This window comes from Burkholderia latens (genome assembly GCF_001718795.1).
Classification (GTDB): Bacteria; Pseudomonadota; Gammaproteobacteria; order Burkholderiales; family Burkholderiaceae; genus Burkholderia; species Burkholderia latens_A.
The window spans coordinates 854,651-876,753 of record NZ_CP013435.1; the positions used below are offsets into that span (position 1 = coordinate 854,651).

Sequence of the window (22,103 nt, forward strand, 5' to 3'; positions counted from 1 at the left end):
GCCCATCGTGCAGCGAATCTCGACGCGGTACGGAAAAGCATGGATTTCGACGTCATCGTTCTGGGGGCCGGCATCGTCGGCGTGTCGTCGGCGCTGCATCTGCAGGATCGCGGGCTGCGCGTCGCGCTCGTCGACCGGCGAGCGCCCGGCGAGGAAACGAGCCACGGCAATGCGGGGCTGATCGAGCGCTCGTCGGTCGTGCCGTATGCGTTTCCGCGCCGGCTCGGCACGCTGCTGCGCTATGCGCGCAACCGCTCGGTCGATCTCTACTGGGACTACAAGGCGCTGCCTGCATATGCGGGCTGGCTTGCGCGCTTTTGGCGCGAATCGTCGCCGCAGCGGCTCGCGGCCGCCGCACGCGACATGCTGCCGCTCGTCGCGGCGAGCGTCGTCGAGCATGACGCGCTGCTCGCGCGCACCGACGCGCAGCCGCTCGTGCACGACGGCGGGTGGATCGAGGCGTTTCGTTCTCCCGAGCTGTTCGACGCGGAAGCGCGCGCGCAGCGGCAGGTGGCGGACGCGCACGGGTTGCGGATGAGCGTGCTCGACGCGCGCGCGTTGCGCGAGCGCGAGCCCGGCATCGGCGCCGCATTCTGCGGCGCATTCCATTGGCAGGATCCGAAGACGGTGTCGAGCCCCGGTGGGCTGACGAAGGCGTACGCGCGGCTGTTCGAGCGCGACGGCGGCACGTTCGTGCGCGGCGACGCGACGACGCTCGCGCAGGTGCGCGACGGCTGGCAGGTCGATACGGAGTACGGCTCGATCTCGGCAGGCGCGGCGGTAGTCGCACTCGGCCCCTGGTCCGATCACGTGTTCGCGCCTCTCGGCTACCGGATTCCGCTGCGCGCGAAGCGCGGTTATCACATGCACTACCAGCCGACCCGCGCGCCGCTGAACGTGCCCGTGTGCGATACCGAAGCGGGTTTCGTCGTCGCGCCGATGGACGGCGGCCGCCTGCGGCTCACGACCGGCGTCGAGATCGCATTGCGCGGCGCGCCGCCGACAGGCGTGCAGCTCGCGCGAGCCGAGCCGCTCGCGCGCGACGCGTTCGGCATCGGCGAGCGGCTCGATGCGCAGCCATGGCTGGGGATGAGGCCGTGCACGCCCGACATGCGGCCGGTGATCGGGCCGGCGCCGCGTCATCGCGGCTTGTGGTTCGCGTTCGGCCATTGCCACCACGGTCTCACGCTCGGGCCCGCGACCGGACGCCTGCTTGCCGAGATGATGACCGGCGCGCCGACCTATATCGATCCGCGCCCATACCGGCCCGCGCGTTTCGGTTAAGCGCGTCGCGGCACGACGGCCGCCGCGTGTGCGGCCGTCACAGTTTTTCATTCTGCTGTCTGCGCGATCAGTTGAGCCGCACGGCCGTAATTGTCTGCGTAATTCGCCGACGGAAAGAAATCTCGGAATAAGAAAATCGGAAAGCACACGATTTATCAATGCATTTTCATGGAAATGAAATGCAAAACGGGCATGTCGCTCGGCGATCCCATGGCATTCTGTCGCCCCGGCTGTTCCGGCGTTCGATCGATGTACCGGAACACTTTACTCCGGGGCTCGCAAACGTTACGTTACATCCGCGCTCGCGCATGTTTTTTTCGTCAGATGATTTGACGCGCCGGGGGAATTCATTTACCCGGAAAGCCATATAAAACCGTTATTGGCTTGCAATAAGCCAACGAATGAACGCGGTTTATCCCGGTGGCACACTTCATGCAATCCGTCCCCATGCTTTTCAACGTAGTGCCAACGGAGACGGGTGAAGATGCGAAAAAATCTTAAATTGACGGGTGTGGCGCTGTCGGTCGCGACGGTATTCGGGGTACTGGCTTCGGGTTCGGCGACCGCGGGAACGCTCGATGGGTTGCCGATTCCACAAGTGATCGTGAATCCGTCGGGGAACGGCGTATCGGTGGGGCTGGCTGCCACTGGCACGTCGCCGCTGGGGACAATCACCGTCGCGGCCGGCGGTTCGGGCGCGATTCAGACGTCGTTCGGTAATCCGGCGGAGGCGGTGTCCGGCGCGGTGAATGCGCTGACGGGTGCGCTCGGCGCCGGTGGCGGCGCGGTCACGCCGCTCGCACCGGTTCAAGGTGTGGTCAATCAAGTGACCGGTGCGCTAGGCGGCGGCAATCCGGCGGGTGCATTGACCGGTGCGCTGGGCACGGTGACGGGCGCGCTGGGCAACGTCGGTGGCGGCACGAATCCGCTCGCGCCGGTTCAAGGTGTGGTCAATCAAGTGACCGGTGCGCTAGGCGGGGGTAATCCGGCGGGTGCGCTGACCGGTGCGCTGGGTACGGTGACGGGGGCGTTGGGCAACGTCGGTGGCGGCACGAATCCGCTCGCGCCGGTTCAAGGTGTGGTCAATCAAGTGACCGGTGCGCTAGGCGGCGGCAATCCTGCAGGTGCATTGACCGGTGCTCTCGGTACGGTAACGGGCGCGCTGGGCAACGTCGGTGGCGGCGCGAATCCGCTCGCACCGGTTCAAGGTGTGGTCAATCAAGTGACCGGTGCGCTAGGCGGCGGCAATCCGGCGGGTGCATTGACCGGTGCGCTGGGCACGGTGACGGGCGCGCTGGGCAACGTCGGTGGCGGCACGAATCCGCTCGCGCCGGTTCAAGGTGTGGTCAATCAAGTGACCGGTGCGCTAGGCGGGGGTAATCCGGCGGGTGCGCTGACCGGTGCGCTGACCGGTGCGCTGGGTACGGTGACGGGGGCGTTGGGCAACGTCGGTGGCGGCACGAATCCGCTCGCGCCGGTTCAAGGTGCGATCAATCAGGTGACCGGTGCGCTAGGCGGCGGCAATCCGGCGGGTGCGCTGACCGGTGCGCTGGGTACGGTGACGGGCGCGTTGGGCAACGTCGGTGGCGGCGCGAATCCGCTCGCGCCGGTTCAAGGTGTGGTCAATCAAGTGACCGGTGCGCTAGGCGGCGGCAATCCGGCAGGTGCGTTGACCGGTGCGCTGGGTACGGTGACAGGCGCGCTGGGCAACGTCGGCGGCACCAACCCGCTGGCGCCGATCCAGAGCGTCGTCGATCAGGTCACCGGCACGCTGGGCAGCGGCAATCCGGCCGGCGCGCTGAGCAACGCGGTCAACACGATCACGGGGACGCTCGGCAACGGCGGTGGTGCGTCGGGCGCGCTGGCCCCGGTGCAGGGTGCGATCACGCAACTTGCTGGCTCACTCGGCAATGACAATCCCGCCGGTGCGCTGTCGAACGCCGTGAACTCGGTGACGGGCGCACTCGGCAACCTCGGCGGCACGAACCCGCTGGCGCCGGTGCAAGGCGTCGTGAACCAGGTTGTCGGCACGTTGTCGGGTGCAGGCGGCAGCAGCCCGATCACGCCGATCACCAACCTCGTCAGCGGCCTGCAGAACGCGCTGCCGACCGGCGGCAACGCGGCCGGTGCACTGTCGAACGCCGTGAACTCGGTGACGGGCGCACTCGGCAGCCTTGGCGGCACGAACCCGCTGGCGCCGGTGCAGGGCGTCGTGAATCAGGTGGTCGGTACGCTCGGCGGCAGCAATCCGGCCGGCGCACTGAGTAGCGCGGTGAACTCGGTGACGGGCGCACTCGGCAATCTCGGCGGCACGAACCCGCTGGCGCCGGTGCAAGGCGTCGTGAACCAGGTGGTCGGCACGCTCGGCTTCGGCAACCCGGCCGGCGCACTGAGCGGTGCGGTGAACTCCCTGACGGGCGCACTCGGCAACCTCGGCGGCACCAGCCCGCTGGCGCCGGTGCAAGGCGTCGTGAATCAGGTCGTCGGTACGTTGTCGGGCGCAGGCGGCAGCAGCCCGATCGCGCCGATCACGAACCTCGTCGGCGGTCTGACCGGCGGCAGCAATCCGGCCGGCGCATTGACCGGCGCGCTCGGCTCGGTGACGGGCGCGCTCGGCAGCGGTCCTGCGGCGCTCGGGCAGGCGGCCGGTGCGCTGTCGGGCGCGGCAGGTTCGACGGCGGCGGCGGGCGGCGGCCTGCTCGGCTCCGGCGCGAGTGCGGCGGGCAGCACGGCCGGCGCGGTCGGCTCGCTGGTTTCGACGACCGGCAACGCGTCGGCGACGGTGGTCAACGCCGTCGGCACGACACTGGGCACTGCTCTCGGGTCCGCGCCTGGTCTGTCGGTCACGCCGCATTCGGGCAGCGGATCGGCAAACAACCCGCTCGCACCGGTGTCGACGCTGCTGCAAGCGGTGACGGGCGCACTGCCGAAGTAACCGGCCGGCGCGTGCGGGAGCGGTGCATCGCCTCCCGCGCGCGGCAGGTCGCACGGCGCGGCATGACAGCAATGTCATGCCGCGTTTTCGTTTCTGACGCGCAATTTCATTTGGCCGAGGAATGGCCGGTTTGCCGGCCGCCGGCCTCCCGCGCAGGCGCAACAGCCGCAACATCGCCCGCATGGAATAACCGGCCGGCCCGTCCGTTTACATACCGAGTCGCGGCGCAACCGCACGGCGGGATAATGACCATGACGAAGTCCGCGGTCCCGTCGGGCGTCGCCGCGCCTGGTGCCGTGCGATGCCACGCAAAGGAGAACGGGAATGAAGACGATGCTATTGGCCGTCGCGCTGACCACGGCGATCGCGCGGCCCGCTGCCGCGGAACCGCCGCAGGCCGCGGACGGGAAGCTGGTCGACGAAGACCACATGACGCTGTACGTGTTCGATCACGACGCGCCGGGCAAAAGCACGTGCAGCGGCACGTGCGCGGCGAACTGGCCGCCGGCGCTTGCGGACGGATACGACAAGGCGTCCGGTGCGCTGAGCATCGTCGCCCGCGACGACGGCAAGAAGCAATGGGCGTATCGCGGCCGCCCGCTGTATCGCTGGAAGATGGACCGCAAAGCGGGGGACGCAAGCGGCGACGGAGTCGGCGGCATGTGGCACGTCGCGCGTCCCTGATCGACGGAATGACTGACGGACCGACGGCGCGGCGACGCGCGAGGCATCCGGATGAGCTACGAATCGGATCTGCTGGTGTGGCTGCCGCATCTCACGCGGTATGCGCGCGCGCTGACGGGCGACCGCGCGTGGGCGGACGATCTCGTGCAGGACACGCTCGAGCGCGCGCTGAACCGGCCGCCCCGCGATGGCGGCAATCTGCGCGCGTGGCTGCTGACGCTGCTTCGCCACCGTTTCATCGATCAGTTGCGCGCACGGCACGAGATCGCGGTCGACGACGCGACCGCGCCGTGGCAGACGATGGCCGCGCCGGCCGACGCGATGGGCGGCCTGATGTTGCGTGACGTGCAGCGCGCGCTGTACCGGCTGCCCGTCGAGCAGCGCGAGGTGCTGCTGCTGATCGCACTCGAGGAGCTGAGCTATCGCGATGCCGCACAGGTGTTGGGTGTGCCGATCGGGACGGTAATGTCGCGGCTGTCGCGTGCGCGAGAACAGATGCGCACGCTGCTGTCGGGCGAGCCTTCGGCGCACGGTACGGCCGCATTACGGGTGGTCGGGAAGACATGATGGACGATCCGCACAAGCCTTCGAACGACCGGGACGACGGCGCAGATGCGTCGGCCCAGCTGCTGTCGGCGCTGCTTGACGGCGAGCTGTCCGCGGACGAGCGGCGCGAGGTGCTCGCGCGGCTGCAGTCCGCTCCGCGGGAAGCCGAACGATACGAGCATTACCGGGCGCAACGCGACGCGCTGCGCGCGCTGTTTCCGCTGCCGGCGGCGGCGCCGGCACTGTTCGTGCAGCGGCGCGCGCCGCGCCGGCGTGTGGTCGCGTACGCGTTTGCGGGGCTGGCTGCCGGCGTTGTGCTCGGCATCGCGCTGCATGCAGGCTGGGCGGTGTTCGGCGTCGAACCCGCGTTCGCGGCGCGCGCGGATGTCGCGTACGCGGTGTACGCGGCCGATCGCGATCATCCGGTCGAAATCGACGCGCGCGATCCGGTGCGTCTGGCCGGATGGCTGTCCGCGCGTCTGGGCTGGCCAGTGCACGCACCGTCGCTCGACGAATACGGTTATGCGCTCATCGGCGGCCGGTTGCTGCCTGGCGACGCCGGCCCCGCCGCGCAACTGATGTACCAGCGCGCGGACGGCGCCCGCGTGACGCTGTACATGACGGCCTACGACGCGCGGCACCTCGCGCCACAGGCGATGTCGGCCGACGGCCGTCATACATATTTCTGGTCCGACCGCGGCATGGGATTTGCGCTGTCAGGGCGCGGCGACGAACGGCGTCTGCGGGAGCTCGCGATCGACGCTTGCGGCGCGCTCGGCGGGTCGACCGACGCATGGAAGGGGTGATGCCCGCGATATCGGCCGGGAGCAGGGGACAGGTCATGAATGCGAAGGCGGCGATGGTAACGATGGCGCTGGCGGCAGGCGCCGGGTTCGCGCGGGCGGACGGCGATGCGCCGGTGCGCGTGCCGCTCGACGCCGACGGCGTCCAGCGGGTGACTATCGTCGGCGGCAGCTACTTCTTTCGACCGAACCACGTGATCGTCCGCGCGCATGCGCCGGTCGAGCTGACCGTATCGGCCGAGCCGGGCGTCGTGCCGCACAGTTTCGAGATCGACGCGCCGCAGGCCGGCATCGCAGTGCATACCGAACTGGCGACGACGCCGCGCACGTTCCGCTTCACGCCGACCGCGCCCGGCCGCTTCGCCTACTATTGCACGCATCGGCTTCTGTTCTTGCGCAGCCATCGCGAGCGCGGAATGGAGGGCGTGCTCGACGTCGAGGCGGCGCCATGATCGCTGCATTGGTGGCCGCGAGCCTGATAGGAGCAAGCATGACAGCCGACCCGGTGACCGTTGCGCAGGCCCGTTTCGACCAGCTGCACTCGTACCGCGCGACGATCCGCTCGTCCGCGCGAAGCGGCGAGCACACCGAATTTCACTATGCGTACCAGAAGCCCGGTTTGGTCCGGATGGACTTCGTGTCGCCGCATCGCGGCGCGGTGCTCGCGTACGATCCCGACGATGGCAAGGTGCGGCTGCGTCCGTTCGGCGAGCATGCGCCGCCCGCGCTGACGCTGTCGCCGTCGAACCCGCTCGTGCGCGACCGCAGCGGCCATCGTGTGGACCGGTCGGACGTCGGCGCGCTGCTGCGCAACGTGCATGCGCTGCAGGAGGGCGGCGCGACGGTGACGGAAGGGGAGGAATCCATCGGCGGCCGAACCGCGCTGCGCGTGTCGGTGACGGGCGCGCCGGCGCACGTCGTCGACGGCGTGCATCGCTATCGGCTATGGCTGGACGCCGAGGACGGTTTTCCGCTGAAAGTCGTCAGCTTCGCGGACGGCGACGTCGAGCCGCTCGAGACGGTGACGCTCGACGACGTCGAGATCGACGTCGCGTTTCCTGCCCGCTTCTTCTCCCCCTGATCGCGCGGCCGATCCCCCGAATTCCGATTCCTGCCGGAGGTGGCATGGCGAAGTACCGGTTTTCGACGACGTGGCGCGTGGACGCGCCGCTCGCCGCGGTCTGGGACGCGATCTATCAGGTCGACCGCTGGCCCGAATGGTGGAAGAGCGCCGTGCGGACCGTCGAGATCGAGTCCGGCGATGCGCGCGGCATCGGCGCGCTGCAGCGGTACACATGGAAGGGCGCGCTGCCGTACCGGCTCACCTTCGACATGCGCGTGCTGCGCGTCGAGCGGCCGCACGTGCTCGAAGGCCGCGCGAGCGGCGCGATCGAGGGCGACGGCCGCTGGTCGTTCACCGGCGACGGGACGTGCACCGTCGTGCGCTACGACTGGCACATCCGCACGTGCGAGCGCTGGATGAACTGGCTGGAGCCGGTGGCGCGCCCGCTGTTCGTGTGGAACCACGGCGTCGTGATGCGCGAGGGCGCGAAGGGTCTCGCGCGGCTGCTCGGTGCGACGGTCGAGACCGATGGCCGAAGGTTCGAGCCGGTCGCCGGCTGCCCCGACACGTGACGATCGGCCGGCGGAGCGATGCGTTCGCCGGCGCCCTGGCAGCCGTTTTTGCGCGGAGCCGGACGGTCGCGGCAATCCGGTTCCAACCCCGTGCGGAATGGGGGCGAGGTCGGGGAAATCCCGTAGCGTCGCCGCTGCCGGAGTGCCCGGTCGACGCCTATCTTGTTGTTTATAAATCGATTTTTGGATATTTTCCCGCGTTTTCGGCGCTGCCTGCCGGGTGAAAAAACCTCCGGCTCCCCTTCTTGAATTTGTCAAAACCCGTCCATATAATTAGCACTCGCTGCACGAGAGTGCTAACAATTCTCTGCCGGGCGACATGCCGGGCAGATTCCCTAAGCGTTCTTCAATCTCAGTCAAGAGAGGAGTGAATATGAACCTTCGTCCTTTGCACGATCGCGTGATCGTCAAGCGCCTGGATCAGGAAACCAAGACCGCCTCGGGCATCGTGATCCCCGACGCAGCTGCTGAGAAGCCGGATCAAGGCGAAGTCCTGGCCATCGGCCCGGGCAAGCGCGACGACAAGGGCGCCCCGATCGCGCTCGACGTGAAGGTCGGCGATCGCGTGCTGTTCGGCAAGTACGCTGGCCAGACCGTCAAGGTCGACGGCCAGGAGCTGCTGGTCATGCGCGAAGAAGACATCATGGCCGTGGTCAACGCGAAGTAAGCGTCCACAGACGGTACATATTCCCAAGAATTCAAGGAGTTAGAAGATGGCAGCTAAAGACGTCGTATTCGGCGATTCCGCCCGTTCGAAGATGGTCGAAGGCGTGAACATTCTGGCCAACGCGGTCAAGGTCACGCTGGGTCCGAAGGGCCGCAACGTCGTGCTCGAGCGCAGCTTCGGCGGCCCGACGGTGACCAAGGACGGTGTTTCGGTCGCGAAGGAAATCGAGCTGAAGGACAAGCTTCAGAACATGGGCGCGCAAATGGTCAAGGAAGTGGCTTCCAAGACCAGCGACAACGCAGGCGACGGCACGACGACGGCAACCGTCCTCGCGCAATCGATCGTTCGCGAAGGCATGAAGTACGTCGCATCGGGCATGAACCCGATGGACCTGAAGCGCGGCATCGACAAGGCAGTCGCAGCGGCTGTCGAAGAGCTGAAGAAGATCAGCAAGCCGTGCACGACGAACAAGGAAATCGCCCAGGTTGGCGCGATCTCGGCGAACAGCGATTCGTCGATCGGCGATCGCATCGCTGAAGCGATGGACAAGGTCGGCAAGGAAGGCGTGATCACCGTCGAAGACGGCAAGTCGCTCGCCGACGAACTCGACGTCGTCGAAGGCATGCAGTTCGACCGCGGCTACCTGTCGCCGTACTTCATCAACAACCCGGACAAGCAAGTTGCCGTTCTCGAGAACCCGTTCGTGCTGCTGCACGACAAGAAGGTCTCGAACATCCGTGACCTGCTGCCGGTGCTCGAGCAAGTGGCAAAGGCTGGCCGTCCGCTGCTGATCATCGCTGAAGACGTCGAAGGCGAAGCGCTCGCAACGCTGGTCGTCAACAACATCCGCGGCATCCTGAAGACCGTTGCGGTCAAGGCGCCGGGCTTCGGCGATCGTCGCAAGGCAATGCTGGAAGACATCGCAATCCTGACCGGCGGCCAGGTCATCGCGGAAGAAACGGGCCTCACGCTCGAGAAGGCAACGCTGGCAGAACTGGGCCAGGCGAAGCGCATCGAAGTGGGCAAGGAAAACACGACGATCATCGACGGCGCTGGCGAAGCGACCAACATCGAAGCGCGCGTCAAGCAGATCCGCACGCAGATCGAAGAAGCAACGTCGGACTACGACCGTGAAAAGCTGCAGGAACGCGTGGCGAAGCTGGCCGGCGGCGTGGCAGTGATCAAGGTCGGCGCTGCGACCGAAGTCGAAATGAAGGAAAAGAAGGCACGCGTCGAAGACGCGCTGCACGCAACCCGCGCTGCCGTTGAAGAAGGCATCGTCCCGGGCGGCGGCGTTGCGCTGATCCGCGCTCGCACCGCGATCGCAGGCCTGACCGGCGTGAACGCCGATCAAAACGCCGGCATCAAGATCGTGCTGCGCGCGATGGAAGAGCCGCTGCGCCAGATCGTCACGAACGGTGGCGAAGAAGCGAGCGTCGTGGTGGCGGCAGTTGCTGCAGGCAAGGGCAACTACGGCTACAACGCAGCGACGGGCGAGTACGTCGACATGGTCGAAGCCGGCGTCGTCGACCCGACCAAGGTCACGCGCACCGCACTGCAGAACGCAGCTTCGGTTGCAGGCCTGCTGCTGACGACGGACGCTGCCGTCGCAGAACTGCCGAAGGAAGACGCTCCGATGCCGGGCGGCATGCCGGGCGGCATGGGCGGCATGGGCATGGACATGTAATCGACTTCGGTCGATCGTGTGTCCGGAGCGCGCAGCGATGCGCGTTCCTGCCAAAAAAAGACCCGCAGCGATGCGGGTCTTTTTTTGCGTACTGATGTCAATGCCGAATGAAAAGCCTTGGCGCAGATCGTCGATGGATCCGCTGTGCTATTCGCGCAGCATGATCAATGCGTAGTAGGGTCGCGTTTTCACGACAAAGCGGGGATTGGCCGAGAACGCATCCACTGCTGTAGCGTAGTGCGCGCGCGCGCGGTCCAATTCTGCAGGCGATGGCGGCCAAATGTGGGCGTTCCATAGCAGGTTCACGTAGCTGATGACCACGGCATGCGCACTGCGGTCCGTAAGCACGCGGTCGATGTTGCCTGCAAGCGTCGTGGTATCGGATGAAAACAGCGTCGAGACCGACGGTGGCCAGTGCGCTTGCGCGAACGCGACGTTTTTGTCGCCGCCGATGTTGTAGGTGTGCGTACCGGACGTTGCAGCCAGATAGGCGGCCAGAAAGTCGTTCCCCTGCGGAATAAACGCAGTAATGCCTTGCTTTGGCGCGTCCTCCCTGAAGTCGGCGACGATCGATCGGTCGAGCATCTCGAACTGGTCACGGAAGCGCAGCGGCTCATGCAGACGCATCTGACGCACGTAATCGTGCGATTCGGAATACGCGAGACCGGAAGCCGGATGCGGCAGGTTCGATACCAGCATCAAACCGAGCAGCGACCACGCAATGCCGTGCTTGTCGCGACGAGACAGCTCACTGATCAGCAGGACAAACAGAGCCCAGAACGCGAAGGCGGTCAGTGCGATCCATCGGTACGACGCGCGCATGTTTTTGAAGCCTGGCACGTGAGTCGACAGATAGGCCGATCCGGTCGGCCCGATTGCGTATTCGGCAGGCATCGTCGCTTGGAAATTGCCGGCAGCGCGATCGGCATCGGGCCGTACGGAATCGATTTTCAACGACGGGCCGAGGGCGAGGTATGTCGCGAACGCGCCAAGCACTAGCAGCGAGACGCCGCGGGCGCGCGCCCTCGTCAGGGCGAATCCGGCCATGCCCGCAATTGCGACTGGCGCGACGAACGTTGTGAACCACACGGATGCGTCGCCGAAGTAGGCGGCGTCGCTTCTGGGCGTACTGATGCGCAGCGTATCCCATATCCACAGGAGCCCTTGCGTGGGCCGTACGAGCATGGTCACATCCACGCCGTAGCCGCGAAACACGGACAATGGGTCGGTATGGAAGCTTTGCGTGTCGATGTATCGTCGGTAAAGCGCGAACGCAATCCCGAAGCCGACGGCATAAATCGGCAGGCCGGCGGCAAGCTGACGTACCCGGCGACTATCTGACTGCGCGATCCAGCCCGCATACTGGACAGTTGCGCCCACAGCGAACATTACGAACGTATACCCGTCGGTGAAGACTGCCAGACATGCGGCGATCGCGAATGCCATCCCCGATCTCGCGATCGTCCGCCAGTCTTGCGAAGCGAGCGCATCGCACAGTCGGTGTGTCGTCCACAGGTAAAGTGGTAACAGCGCTATCCCGGCAGACAACATCGAATATCCCGCGTGTGCCCATACGACCGGCAGGGTCGCCCACACCACGCCAAGCGGCAGCGCATATCGTGCCGAAGCGCCTTGTGCCACTGCATAGCGTTTCGCGCCCCACAGTGCGAGCGCCAGAAATAGCAGCATGGTGGCGCTGTAGGCGTCGGCGGCATTCAGCGGCGTCGCGGCCAGCACTGCACTCTCGACGAGCGCGCCGGACAGGCCGAACGCGATCGGTGCGGGGGCAGGAAGACCGAAATTGTGGGCGAAAATCGACGGCCAGCCGCTGTTGGCGAAAGACTGAGCGAATGACGAAACCCACAATGCTTGACCTAGCGTCGGAAGGGCGACGAAGGGCACGGCTCCGTAGACGACCGCGACCACCGTCAGCGCTCCCGCGAACGGCAGCGCTTTGCGCAAGATGTGAATGAATGGAAGCGAGTTCCGTTGAGTGTTGCGCATGTCTGAATCACTGCTGGTGTTTGGTGGCGAGCGTCGCGCCGACAAAGAAAATCAGATCGCCCGCCACGGTCACCGTGCGGCCGAGGACGATCGTCGTAATGAGATCTGCTTGCCCGACGATCCCGTGCATCAGCCAGTACAGGACGGCTTCGCGTACGCCGACACCCGCCGGCGCCCCGGGAGTCACAAGCCCGGCGAGCCACGCCACCACGTAAGCGCCGCACACGGGCAACCAGAAACCGGCGCGAAGCGCGTCGACCGTTGCGGATGTGGACGCGATGGCGAGCAGGGCGCAGAAGATCAGCCCGGCGGCAACCAGAAACAGGGCGTGCAGTGACACGGCACGCGCGACCTGTCGGGACCACATCGTTCCCAGTGCCCAAACAGCAATGGCAAGCAATCCCGCGAACGCGGCCGCGGCCGTCGTAGTGCCGATTGCCGCCCATTTGAGCGGAGCCGCCAACAACGCGAAGGGCAGTGCGGTCGATGCGATGACGGCAAGTTCCCAGCCGATTGACTTGGCGACCGGCCATGCAGGCAGGCCGGCAGCAATGCTGATCGCCTGGCGACCGGCAAGATGAAAAATGTTTCCAGGCGTGTATTTGGCAAGTTGCGACATGCCATACGTCCGAATGGCCCACGTACGTGACGACTCGACGGCGTGGTGGGCGAGCAGGTGCCGCCACGCGAGCGCGAGCAGCACACCGCACGCACCGTAGCCTGCGCTGAGCAATCCCACGGCGCTCCATGTCAACGCGGAGAACGTGTCGATTGAAAGCTGCCGGCTGTATTCGACAAGCTTCATGCCGACGAAGATCATGCCGAGCGCACCCAGTGTGCTGCCGGCCAGATGCACGCAGCGCCGTTCCCGTTGACCGAATTTCACGTGTTTGCAGCGTTGCGAGGGCGGCAGAGCAGCATCGTCCACGGCAACGGCGTGCGCACGCTCAGGATCTCGAAGCGTGTGGAGATGAATGCAAGGAATGTACGGGTTGACCAACGCTGAACGTGGCCCGGCGTATTCCCCATGGCTGACAGATACTTGCCGCGGGCGAGGTTCATTGCGCTCCAGATCGGCTCGCGCGGCACACTGAACACCACGTGGCGTGCGCCCAGCGCCTCGATGTTGCGCAACGCGACTTCCGGCTGGTGGAGATGCTCCAGCACTTCGCAGCAAACGACGAGGTCGGCTTGCACTTCCCGGGGGCGCATCTCATAGACGTCGCGCCGCGAGAAACACGCGGGATCGATTCCGGACGCGATCGCATTCTCTTGTGCGATCTCGATGACCTGGCCGGAGAAATCACTACCGGTGGCGTGAAGACCCTGCTGTTGCCACCGTAGAACCCAATACCCTTCGCCGCAGCCAATTTCGTGAATGGATGACGGTGCCGCCCGGGCCACGAAGTCGGTCAGGGCTTCGTCGAAACCTCGCATGAGACGTCGTACGATGGGGTTGCGTGAGCCGTACTTGTCGTAATGGTTGCCGACGACGATGCCGTTTTCGGCCATGCCCTGCGCGATCTTCATCGGACGACCTCGAGCGCGTGTGCCGCATCATTGTCGAGCCGCTGTGGGCTCGCACGGTCAGTTTGCATCTGTTTGACCATGAAGCGCACATCCTCGAGCAACTTGCGGTTGGTCGACAACAGGTCCGCAATGATGGCGATCAACAGGGTCTGAAAGCCGGCGCCCACGAGTATCGACGCGAGAATCAGGGATTGGACGTGTCCGGCACCGTGACCGGTCGCCCAGAAATAGACAAAGCGGAGTCCGATTGCCGCGCCTGCGCCGAGCAGGATCGTGCCCAGCGTGCCGAAAAAAGCGGCGGGCCGGTAGATCACGAAAATCCGCAGGATGGTGTGGGCAGAGCGCATCACGTACGAACCGATGCTCTTTACCAGTCGCGACGGTCGCAGGAATCCATTGACCCTGATTGGTACCGATACGATCGACATGTCGCGTTGGCCGGCCTGGATGATGGTCTCGAGGGTGTACGTGTAATTGCTGAAGACCGTTATTCTCTGTGCGGCATGGCGACTATAGGCACGAAAGCCGCTTGTCGTGTCGGGAATGTCGGTACGGCTTACGGTACGCACTACCCAACTGCCGATTTTCTGCAGCGCTTTTTTGATTGTGGAGAAATGGGCGATTTCATCGATCGGCCGCGCACCGACGACGATATCGGCATCACCGGCATAAATAGGGCGCACTAGCGCAGGAATATCCGCGGCGTTGTATTGATTATCGGCGTCGGTATTGACGATGACGTCCGCGCCGCGCTGCAGACAGGCTTCCAGTCCGGTCATGAATGCGCGCGCAAGACCGCGGTTATGCGGATGTCGGATGAGGTGATCGACGCCCGCGGCGCGTGCGACTTCCAGGGTCCCGTCGCTGCTACCGTCGTCGACAACGAGCCATTCGACCCTGTCAAATCCGGGGAGTCGGCGCGGTAGGGCCGCCAGTGCAATCGGTAATGTGGCGGCTTCGTTGAAGCACGGGATTTGAATGATTAATTTCATCGCCTGCCAGTGAGGGATTCGCGCGTATGTTGATGGCGTACAAATATCTAAATGGCCATATCGAATTCGGCGAACATCGCTGGAATATAGAACAAATCGAAACGGGCAAAATTACAGAAAATTACATTCAGGCTGCGATTGCCGGAGTTGCGTACGCAGCGCGCGGGCGCAAGCTCATGGATTGGTGGCGACATGCTGGTTTCGCGATTGTCCGGCCCGGTAGTCCGCGCCAGTGGGCTGGCGGACAGAGACTCCGCGCGCGCGGTACCTTACAGTCAAACGCCCGGAAAAGCCAGCGGAACAGGCAGGTGCAACGCATGGCGCCGGGATCGAACGGCAATTGACAGCGGGCGGCTGCGGGAGCCGGTCAAGGCCGCGATCGCCGGGGACATCGGCGGCATGCCGCACGCGCGATCGCGAGCGAGCGCGCGCGAAGGGGCACGTCACGCCCGCGAACGTGTGGCCGCCTGTGGCGGTTAATGCCGGGCGATCCGTGGCGAGCTTTTGCTGTTTTCCGTCACGGCTGGCCCACCGTCCTCGTCATTACTACGCGCCCAGAAGAACCGATCGGGCAGGTACGCACCCATACCGGGCCGGAACGCGTCGCGCACGGCCTGGTAAAGATATTCCTGCGCTTCGCGAACGGCCTCGGGCGGTTCCTGCCCATTGGCGAGCAACGCGGCGATCGCCGCGCCGAGCGTGTCGGTGATGCCCATCAGCCGGTGCGGCGAGCGATCCCACATGTCCTCGCGGAGCTGGCCTTCCTCGCCGTACAGCGTATTGACGAGCCGGTGCGAGCCCGTCTCCGACGACAGGATGTATTCGCAGCCCTGCGACAGCAGGTGCGACACGGCCGCATCGAGGTTCGGCGCCTCGGCATCGCCGTCCGGCTGCGCGAGCGCGATCAGCGTCGCGTGATCGGCGACCAGCAGCGTCGTCTGCGGTGCAAGCAGATCGGCGATCGACTCGCGCAAATCGTCGGCGGCGAGCACGTGTTCGTCGTCGAGCGTGAAGTCGGGTGCGAGCACCAGCGGCACGCCGTCGTAATCGGCGACCACCTCGGCGATCGCGCTCACGACTTCCGCGCGCGTCGCCGCGCCGATCTTGAACGCGGCAACCGGCATGTCCTCGAGCAGCATGCGCGCCTGCGCGGCGACGACATCCGGATCGAGGCCGGTGACTTCGTCGCAGGCGGCCGAGTCGCGCACGGTGTAGCCGGTCAGGACGGACACGCCGTGACAGCCCATGCTCGCCAGGGTCATCAGATCGGCTTGGAGGCCGGAGCCGCCGGTGGGATCGGACAGGCCGAAGGTGAGGACGATCGGAGGGGCGTTGCTGGACATGTAAAAATGGGGCAAGAAAAAAACGGGGAAAGCGACGGAGAGGCGGACGGCGAGGCGAATTGGGCGGTTTTTGCCCGGTGTTGCCCGGCAGGCCGCACTGTGCAGCCATTATGCGGCGGAATCCGGCCCGCACGACGGATTTTTTAGCGCGACGCGACGTAGTCGCTGCCCTCCAGCGCGATTGCTAGGCAGTCCGGCCCCGACACGGTACCATCATGGCTCCCGAATTTACCGACTTTCCCGACGCGGCTTAAGATGGAATACAAGAGCTGGATGTGCCTGATTTGTGGCTGGATTTATGACGAAGAAGCCGGGCTGCCCGAAGAGGGCATCGCCCCGGGCACGCGCTGGGAAGACGTCCCGATCAACTGGACGTGCCCCGAATGCGGCGCTCGCAAGGAAGACTTCGAGATGGTCCAGATCTGACCGGACCGTCGGCCCGCGCGCACACCGCTCCGGTCTCGCGATTGCCTGGCGCTTGCGCGCCGCGGTCGGCGCGAGCGACTTGACGATGACAGGCGCGCGTGTACATGACGTCCGATCCGGCGAACATTCCCCACCCTGACGCACTGCCGAACCCGCGCGGCGGCGCCGTGCGCGCGGCCGACGCGTGGCTTGCGGCGGCCGGCGACGCATTCGAGCGTCGCGACGACGCGGTAGAGCCGTTGTCGGCCGCGGCGGCTGTGCTGGCGGAAGCCGGCTGGTTGCCGGCTGCCCGTTTCGCGGGGCAATTGGCGGCGTCGGCGCCCCCGGGCGCCGAGGCGCCGGCCGCTCACGCCTGGCGCCTCGCACTGCGCGATTTCCGCGCGGCTGTCGGCCGTCACAATTTGCGCGAGCTTGCCTGCTCGCCGGTTCTTTTCGATCATTTTCGCGGGTTGCGCGCGCAAAGCGCGGCGGACCGGCACGCGAACGTGTCGCTCGACGTACTGGCGCTCGTCGGACGCGCAATGCCGCCGGCAACGCTGTGCGCGCTGCCGGACGCATTCGCAAGCCGCGCGCGGGCCCGCTACGAGCAGGCGCTGCTCGGCGCGCTGCGCGCGGCGAGCGGTGCGCAGGAGGCGGCGCTCGACGAACTCGATACGACCCTCGCCGCGCTCTCGGACGGTACGCCGTACGACTTCTGGCGGCTCGCCGCTGCGTGCCTGCGCGCGCTGCGCGCCACCGCCGCGCCCGAGCTGAAACGGTTTCTCGCGCGGACCAACCTGCTGCTCGGCGAGCACGCGCGGGGCCGGCGCCATGCGCCACCCGAGCTCGTGCGCGAGACGGCCGCGTTGCTGTGGCGCGATTTCGCGCTGTTCGGCGCGGCGGCCGAGGATGGCGCGCTCGTCGACGTGCTGCACGACTACGGGCTCACCGTGGACTGGCACGTTGCCGGCACGCCCGCGTCCGAAGCGCTGTGGGAAGCCGGTGCGGCGCGTGCCGAGCGCGATGCCGTCGCAACCGCACCGACCCGCGTGCTCGGCGCCGTGACCGTCAACGCGCACGCGTACGAGGATTTCCTGCAGACCGCCGACGCGTCGATGGCCGATCTCGCGACCGCCCCGGCCGCGGCCGATGCGGGCGCGGCGTGGCGTGCATCCGCGGCCGCCTATCGCGTCGGCACGGCCGCCTGCGCACTCGGGCTTGGTCACGCGGCGCTGCTGGCCGATACGCTCGGGCTCGCGTGGCGTCGTGCCGCGCATGGCCTGCCGCTCGCCGATGGCGGGCTCGACGCGCACCGCCGTGCGTCCGACATGCTGCGTGCTGCGCTGTTGAAGATCGCCGCGGGCGTGGCGCCGCCGGACCTCACAGCGGCGTCCGAAGCGCTCGGTGCGGCGCTTGGCCGGACCTGACCCGCAACGGGGCGCGACCGCGGCGGCAGGCCTTGCCGCACGGGCCCCCAACACGCTCCCGACAGCCCCCGCGCGCGTGTTAGAGTGCCGTGTAATCCGCGCGCGTCGTTGCCAGCGTCGTGCGGCGTTGCTTGTTGATCGCGGCCCGGTCAGGTCGCGGCGTCTTTGCTAAAATTCAAACCATGTCAAAGCCTTCCGATCGCATCAATCTCACCAACCAGTTCCTGATCGCCATGCCGAACATGGCGGATCCGACGTTTTCGGGAACGGTGGTCTATCTTTGCGATCACAGCGAGCGCGGCGCGCTCGGCCTCGTCATCAATCGTCCCACCGACATCGATCTCGAATCGCTGTTCAACCGCATCGACCTGAAGCTCGATATCGAGCCGCTGCTGCACATCCCCGTGTATTTCGGCGGCCCGGTGCAGACCGAGCGCGGCTTCGTGCTGCACGAGCCGGTCGAGGGCGCGAACTACAACTCGTCGATGTCGGTCGAGGGCGGGCTCGAGATGACGACGTCGAAAGACGTGCTCGAGGCGGTCGCGACGGGCACCGGCCCGAAGCGCTTCCTGCTGACGCTCGGCCATGCGGGTTGGGGTGCCGGGCAGCTCGAGGAAGAGATTTCCCGCAACGGCTGGCTGACGGTCGCCGCCGATCCGCGCATCGTGTTCGACACGCCGGCCGAGGAGCGCTTCGAAGCCGCACTCGGCCTGCTCGGCGTCAGCTCGTCGATGCTGTCCGGCGAAGCAGGGCACGCATGAGTGGCGCGCGCGCGCGCGATGCGACGCTCCTGGCGTTCGACTACGGCGAGAAACGGATCGGGGTCGCGATCGGCAATGCGCTGACGCGCTCGGCCCGCGCGCTCGTCGTGATTCCCAACCTGAACCGCGAGCACCGCTTCAAGGCGGTCGGCGATTTGCTGGCCGAATGGCGGCCGGACGCGCTCGTCGTCGGGCTGCCGATGCACCCGGACGGCACGCCGCACGAGATGACGCAGCAGGCGAAGCGTTTCGGCAATCAGCTGAACGGCCGCTTCGGGCTGCCCGTCACGTGGGTCGACGAACGCTATTCGTCGGTCGAGGCCGAGGCAGGGCTGCGCGAGCGCAACGTACGCGGCCGCGCGCGCTCCGAGATGCTCGATGCCGAGGCCGCGGCCGTGATCCTTCAACAGTATCTCGATCAATTGTCAGACCATGAGCAACATTGACGCCGACGCGCTTTACCACGTCCTGCTCGACCAGATTCGCGCAGCGTACGGCACGGCGTTCGCCGAGCCGGGCGGCCCGCGGCTCGCCGGCATTCACAGCGGCGGCGCGTGGCTTGCCGAGCGCCTCGCGCGCGATCTCGGCGCGCCGGCGTTCGGCGTCGTGAACGTCGCGCTGCATCGCGACGACTACGCGAAAAAGGGACTGCACAGTCAGGCGAGCCCGACGTCGTTGCCGTTCGACGTCGACGGCGCGCGCATCGTGCTCGTCGACGACGTGCTGTACACCGGCCGCACCGTGCGCGCCGCGCTCAACGAGTTGTTCGACTACGGCCGTCCGGCCGCGGTCGAGCTTGCGGTGCTCGCCGATCGCGGCGGCCGCGAGCTGCCGGTCGCCGCGCGCTTCTCGGGCGGCACGGTCGACGTGCCGGCCGATGCGACGCTCGTGCTGACGCGCGACGCCGCCGCGCAGTTCACGCTGCGTCTCGAGGCGCACGGCGGCTGAACGAACCGCGAAACCGTATCCCGGGCCGCCGGTTCGCGCCGCGGCCCGTTTGCATAGTTGGAATCACGCACACCATGACCACCGACACCACTGGCCGCACCGGCAATCCCGCTGCGGCCGCGAGCCCCGAGCGGTTCCGCTACGGTTTCCTGAAGGGCAATCCGCAGCTCACGAAAAACGGCGAGCTCAAACACCTGCTGTCGATCGAGGGGCTGCCGCGCTCGATCGTCAACCACATCCTCGATACCGCCGAGCAGTTCGTCAGCGTGACGGACCGCGAGGTGAAGAAGGTGCCGCTGTTGCGCGGCAAGTCGGTGTTCAACCTGTTCTTCGAGAACTCGACGCGCACCCGCACGACGTTCGAGATCGCCGCGACGCGCCTGTCGGCCGACGTGCTGAACCTGAACATCAATGCGTCGTCGACGAGCAAGGGCGAGTCGCTGCTCGACACGATCAACAACCTGTCGGCGATGCATGCCGACCTGTTCGTCGTGCGCCATGCATCGAGCGGCGCGCCGTACCTGATCGCCGAGCACTGCGCGCCGCACGTGCACGTGATCAACGCCGGCGACGGCCGTCACGCGCACCCGACGCAGGGGCTGCTCGACATGTACACGATCCGCCACTACAAGCGCGACTTCACGAAGCTGCGCGTGGCGATCGTCGGCGACATCCTGCATTCGCGCGTCGCGCGCTCCGACATCCACGCGCTCACCACGCTCGGCGTGCCGGAAGTGCGCGCGATCGGCCCCCGCACGCTGCTGCCGGGCGGCCTCGAGCAGATGGGCGTGAAGGTGTTCCATAACCTCGACGAGGGGTTGAAGGGCGTCGACGTGATCATCATGCTGCGGCTGCAGAACGAACGGATGAGCGGCGCGCTGCTGCCGTCCGCGCAGGAATATTTCAAGACGTGGGGCCTGACGCCGGAGCGCCTTGCGCTTGCCGCGCCCGACGCGATCGTGATGCATCCGGGGCCGATGAACCGCGGCGTCGAGATCGACTCGCAGGTCGCCGACGGTCCGCAGTCGGTGATCCTCAACCAGGTCACGTTCGGCATCGCCGTGCGGATGGCGGTGATGGGCATCGTCGCCGGCAACAGCGACTGAGCCCGATTTCGCGCATCCTGATCCAGGCACTCAACGCAATCAACGCATTCACAGACAGCGCATGAAGATTCATATCAAAGGCGGCACGGTGGTCGATCCGGCAGCCGGGACCGAGCGGCAGGCCGACGTATTCGTCGCGGACGGCAAAATCGCCGCGCTCGGCACGGCTCCGGCCGGCTTCAACGCGGACAACACGATCGACGCGTCGGGCCTGATCGTCGCGCCCGGCCTCGTCGACCTGTGCGCGCGCCTGCGCGAGCCGGGCTACGAGCACAAGGCGACGCTCGCGTCCGAGATGGCCGCGGCCGTCGCGGGCGGCGTCACGACGCTCGTGTGCCCGCCGGACACCGACCCCGTGCTCGACGAGCCGGGCCTCGTCGAGATGCTCAAGTTTCGCGCACGCAACCTGAAGCAGGCGAACGTGCATCCGCTCGGCGCGCTCACCGTCGGCCTGAAGGGCGACGTGATTACCGAGATGGTCGCGCTGACCGAGTCGGGCTGCGTCGGCTTCACGCATGCGAACGTGCCCGTGCGCGACACGCAGGTGCTGCTGCGCGCGCTGCAGTACGCGAGCACTTACGGCTACACGACGTGGCTGCGTCCGCAAGACGCGTTCATCGGACGCGGCGGCGTCGCCGCGAGCGGCGCGCTCGCGTCGCGACTCGGGTTGTCCGGCGTGCCGGTCGCGGCCGAGACGATCGCGCTGCACACGATTTTCGAGCTGATGCGTGTCACGGGCGCGCGCGTGCACCTTGCCCGCCTGTCGTCGGCAGCCGGCCTCGCGCTCGTGCGCGCGGCGAAGGCGGAAGGGCTGCCGGTGACGTGCGACGTCAGCGCGAACCACCTGCACCTGATCGACGTCGACATCGGCTATTTCGATTCGCAGTTCCGACTCGATCCGCCGCTGCGTGGCGAGCGCGACCGCGAAGCGATCCGCGCGGCGCTCGCGGACGGCACGATCGACGCGATCTGCTCCGATCACACGCCGGTCGACGACGACGAGAAGCTGCTGCCGTTCGCCGAAGCGACGCCTGGCGCGACCGGGCTCGAGCTGCTGCTGTCGCTGACGGTGAAGTGGGCCGACGAAACGAATACGCCGCTCGCGCAGGCGCTGCGCCGCATCACCGCCGCGCCGGCCGACGTGCTGCAACTGCCGGCGGGCCGGCTTGCCGAAGGCGGCGCGGCCGACCTGTGCGTGTTCGATCCGCGGGCGCACTGGCGCGTCGAGCCGCGTGCGCTGAAGAGCCAGGGCCACAACTCGCCGTTCCTCGGCTACGAACTGCCGGCCTGCGTGCGTGCGACGCTCGTCGCCGGGCACGTCGCGTTCGAGCGTCACTGAACCACGC

The 22,103-nt window shown here is 66.7% G+C and carries 23 protein-coding genes; 18 read left to right on the top strand and 5 right to left on the bottom strand.

Annotated elements, in window-relative coordinates; all coding sequences use genetic code 11:
* Positions 1 to 39 precede the first annotated feature (39 nt).
* The 10 genes from WK25_RS03960 (at position 40) to groL (ending at position 10,241) form a co-directional block, all read left to right on the top strand.
* Positions 40 to 1,284 carry an NAD(P)/FAD-dependent oxidoreductase gene (locus WK25_RS03960; protein WP_069241019.1) on the top strand — a complete coding sequence of 415 codons (1,245 nt, stop codon included), beginning with the start codon at positions 40 to 42 and terminating at the stop codon, positions 1,282 to 1,284.
* Positions 1,285 to 1,768: 484 nt separating this feature from the next.
* Positions 1,769 to 4,219 (top strand): beta strand repeat-containing protein, encoded by a 2,451-nt coding sequence (locus tag WK25_RS03965; RefSeq protein WP_069241924.1) that lies wholly within the window; start codon positions 1,769 to 1,771, stop codon positions 4,217 to 4,219.
* Positions 4,220 to 4,543: 324 nt separating this feature from the next.
* Complete coding sequence (locus WK25_RS03970) at positions 4,544 to 4,903, top strand: hypothetical protein (RefSeq protein ID WP_040143537.1); 360 nt, start codon at positions 4,544 to 4,546, stop codon at positions 4,901 to 4,903.
* 51 nt (positions 4,904 to 4,954) lie between these two features.
* Positions 4,955 to 5,470, top strand: a complete 516-nt coding sequence (locus tag WK25_RS03975; protein WP_069241020.1) for a sigma-70 family RNA polymerase sigma factor — start codon at positions 4,955 to 4,957, stop codon at positions 5,468 to 5,470.
* Complete coding sequence (locus WK25_RS03980; protein WP_069241021.1) at positions 5,467 to 6,255, top strand: anti-sigma factor family protein; 789 nt, start codon at positions 5,467 to 5,469, stop codon at positions 6,253 to 6,255. The genes WK25_RS03975 and WK25_RS03980 overlap by 4 nt, the downstream gene beginning before the upstream one ends.
* Positions 6,256 to 6,290: 35 nt before the next feature.
* Positions 6,291 to 6,704, top strand: coding sequence for a quinol oxidase (locus WK25_RS03985; protein WP_069241022.1), 414 nt, complete (start codon positions 6,291 to 6,293; stop codon positions 6,702 to 6,704).
* Positions 6,701 to 7,333, top strand: a complete 633-nt coding sequence (locus tag WK25_RS03990; protein WP_069241023.1) for a LolA family protein — start codon at positions 6,701 to 6,703, stop codon at positions 7,331 to 7,333. Before WK25_RS03985 ends, WK25_RS03990 begins: the two co-directional genes overlap by 4 nt.
* A gap of 44 nt (positions 7,334 to 7,377) precedes the next feature.
* Positions 7,378 to 7,887, top strand: coding sequence for an SRPBCC family protein (locus tag WK25_RS03995; RefSeq protein ID WP_040143542.1), 510 nt, complete (start codon positions 7,378 to 7,380; stop codon positions 7,885 to 7,887).
* Between the two features lie 373 nt (positions 7,888 to 8,260).
* On the top strand, positions 8,261 to 8,554 hold the full coding sequence (gene groES / locus WK25_RS04000) for a co-chaperone GroES (protein WP_004186661.1): 294 nt from the start codon (positions 8,261 to 8,263) through the stop codon (positions 8,552 to 8,554).
* A gap of 46 nt (positions 8,555 to 8,600) precedes the next feature.
* Positions 8,601 to 10,241, top strand: a complete 1,641-nt coding sequence (gene groL / locus WK25_RS04005; RefSeq protein WP_040143543.1) for a chaperonin GroEL — start codon at positions 8,601 to 8,603, stop codon at positions 10,239 to 10,241.
* 147 nt (positions 10,242 to 10,388) lie between these two features.
* Here the strand turns inward: groL and WK25_RS04010 are convergent, their stop codons facing one another.
* The 4 genes from WK25_RS04010 to WK25_RS04025 are packed head-to-tail and all read right to left on the bottom strand — an operon-like array spanning position 10,389 to position 14,767.
* The gene (locus WK25_RS04010) at positions 10,389 to 12,245 is read right to left on the bottom strand and encodes a hypothetical protein (RefSeq protein WP_156788997.1); all 1,857 of its coding nucleotides are present in this window, start codon (positions 12,243 to 12,245) and stop codon (positions 10,389 to 10,391) included.
* 7 nt (positions 12,246 to 12,252) lie between these two features.
* Positions 12,253 to 13,131 carry a hypothetical protein gene (locus tag WK25_RS04015; RefSeq protein WP_040144890.1) on the bottom strand — a complete coding sequence of 293 codons (879 nt, stop codon included), beginning with the start codon at positions 13,129 to 13,131 and terminating at the stop codon, positions 12,253 to 12,255.
* Positions 13,128 to 13,775, bottom strand: a complete 648-nt coding sequence (locus WK25_RS04020) for a class I SAM-dependent methyltransferase (RefSeq protein WP_069241025.1) — start codon at positions 13,773 to 13,775, stop codon at positions 13,128 to 13,130. Before WK25_RS04020 ends, WK25_RS04015 begins: the two co-directional genes overlap by 4 nt.
* Positions 13,772 to 14,767: a glycosyltransferase family 2 protein gene (locus WK25_RS04025; RefSeq protein WP_040143546.1), complete on the bottom strand. Its 996-nt coding sequence runs from the start codon at positions 14,765 to 14,767 to the stop codon at positions 13,772 to 13,774. The genes WK25_RS04020 and WK25_RS04025 overlap by 4 nt, the downstream gene beginning before the upstream one ends.
* A 26-nt stretch (positions 14,768 to 14,793) precedes the next feature.
* On the opposite strand from WK25_RS04025, the gene WK25_RS31080 reads away from it, so the two are divergent.
* Complete coding sequence (locus WK25_RS31080; RefSeq protein ID WP_156788998.1) at positions 14,794 to 15,111, top strand: hypothetical protein; 318 nt, start codon at positions 14,794 to 14,796, stop codon at positions 15,109 to 15,111.
* 132 nt (positions 15,112 to 15,243) lie between these two features.
* Here the strand turns inward: WK25_RS31080 and WK25_RS04030 are convergent, their stop codons facing one another.
* Positions 15,244 to 16,110 carry a hydroxymethylpyrimidine/phosphomethylpyrimidine kinase gene (locus WK25_RS04030; RefSeq protein ID WP_040143547.1) on the bottom strand — a complete coding sequence of 289 codons (867 nt, stop codon included), beginning with the start codon at positions 16,108 to 16,110 and terminating at the stop codon, positions 15,244 to 15,246.
* A gap of 255 nt (positions 16,111 to 16,365) precedes the next feature.
* Between WK25_RS04030 and WK25_RS04035 the strand changes: the two genes are divergently transcribed.
* The 7 genes from WK25_RS04035 to WK25_RS04065 all read left to right on the top strand — a co-directional run bounded on the left by WK25_RS04035 (position 16,366) and on the right by WK25_RS04065 (position 22,096).
* Positions 16,366 to 16,536, top strand: coding sequence for a rubredoxin (locus tag WK25_RS04035; protein WP_004186709.1), 171 nt, complete (start codon positions 16,366 to 16,368; stop codon positions 16,534 to 16,536).
* Positions 16,537 to 16,640: 104 nt separating this feature from the next.
* Positions 16,641 to 17,942: a hypothetical protein gene (locus WK25_RS04040; RefSeq protein WP_069241026.1), complete on the top strand. Its 1,302-nt coding sequence runs from the start codon at positions 16,641 to 16,643 to the stop codon at positions 17,940 to 17,942.
* 182 nt (positions 17,943 to 18,124) lie between these two features.
* The gene (locus tag WK25_RS04045; RefSeq protein ID WP_006751106.1) at positions 18,125 to 18,703 is read left to right on the top strand and encodes a YqgE/AlgH family protein; all 579 of its coding nucleotides are present in this window, start codon (positions 18,125 to 18,127) and stop codon (positions 18,701 to 18,703) included.
* Positions 18,700 to 19,149, top strand: a complete 450-nt coding sequence (gene ruvX, locus WK25_RS04050; RefSeq protein ID WP_069241027.1) for a Holliday junction resolvase RuvX — start codon at positions 18,700 to 18,702, stop codon at positions 19,147 to 19,149. Before WK25_RS04045 ends, ruvX begins: the two co-directional genes overlap by 4 nt.
* Positions 19,136 to 19,651 carry a bifunctional pyr operon transcriptional regulator/uracil phosphoribosyltransferase PyrR gene (gene pyrR, locus WK25_RS04055; protein ID WP_040143550.1) on the top strand — a complete coding sequence of 172 codons (516 nt, stop codon included), beginning with the start codon at positions 19,136 to 19,138 and terminating at the stop codon, positions 19,649 to 19,651. Before ruvX ends, pyrR begins: the two co-directional genes overlap by 14 nt.
* A 74-nt stretch (positions 19,652 to 19,725) precedes the next feature.
* On the top strand, positions 19,726 to 20,757 hold the full coding sequence (locus WK25_RS04060; RefSeq protein ID WP_044846292.1) for an aspartate carbamoyltransferase catalytic subunit: 1,032 nt from the start codon (positions 19,726 to 19,728) through the stop codon (positions 20,755 to 20,757).
* 61 nt (positions 20,758 to 20,818) lie between these two features.
* Positions 20,819 to 22,096, top strand: coding sequence for a dihydroorotase (locus WK25_RS04065; RefSeq protein ID WP_069241028.1), 1,278 nt, complete (start codon positions 20,819 to 20,821; stop codon positions 22,094 to 22,096).
* Positions 22,097 to 22,103: the final 7 nt, after the last annotated feature.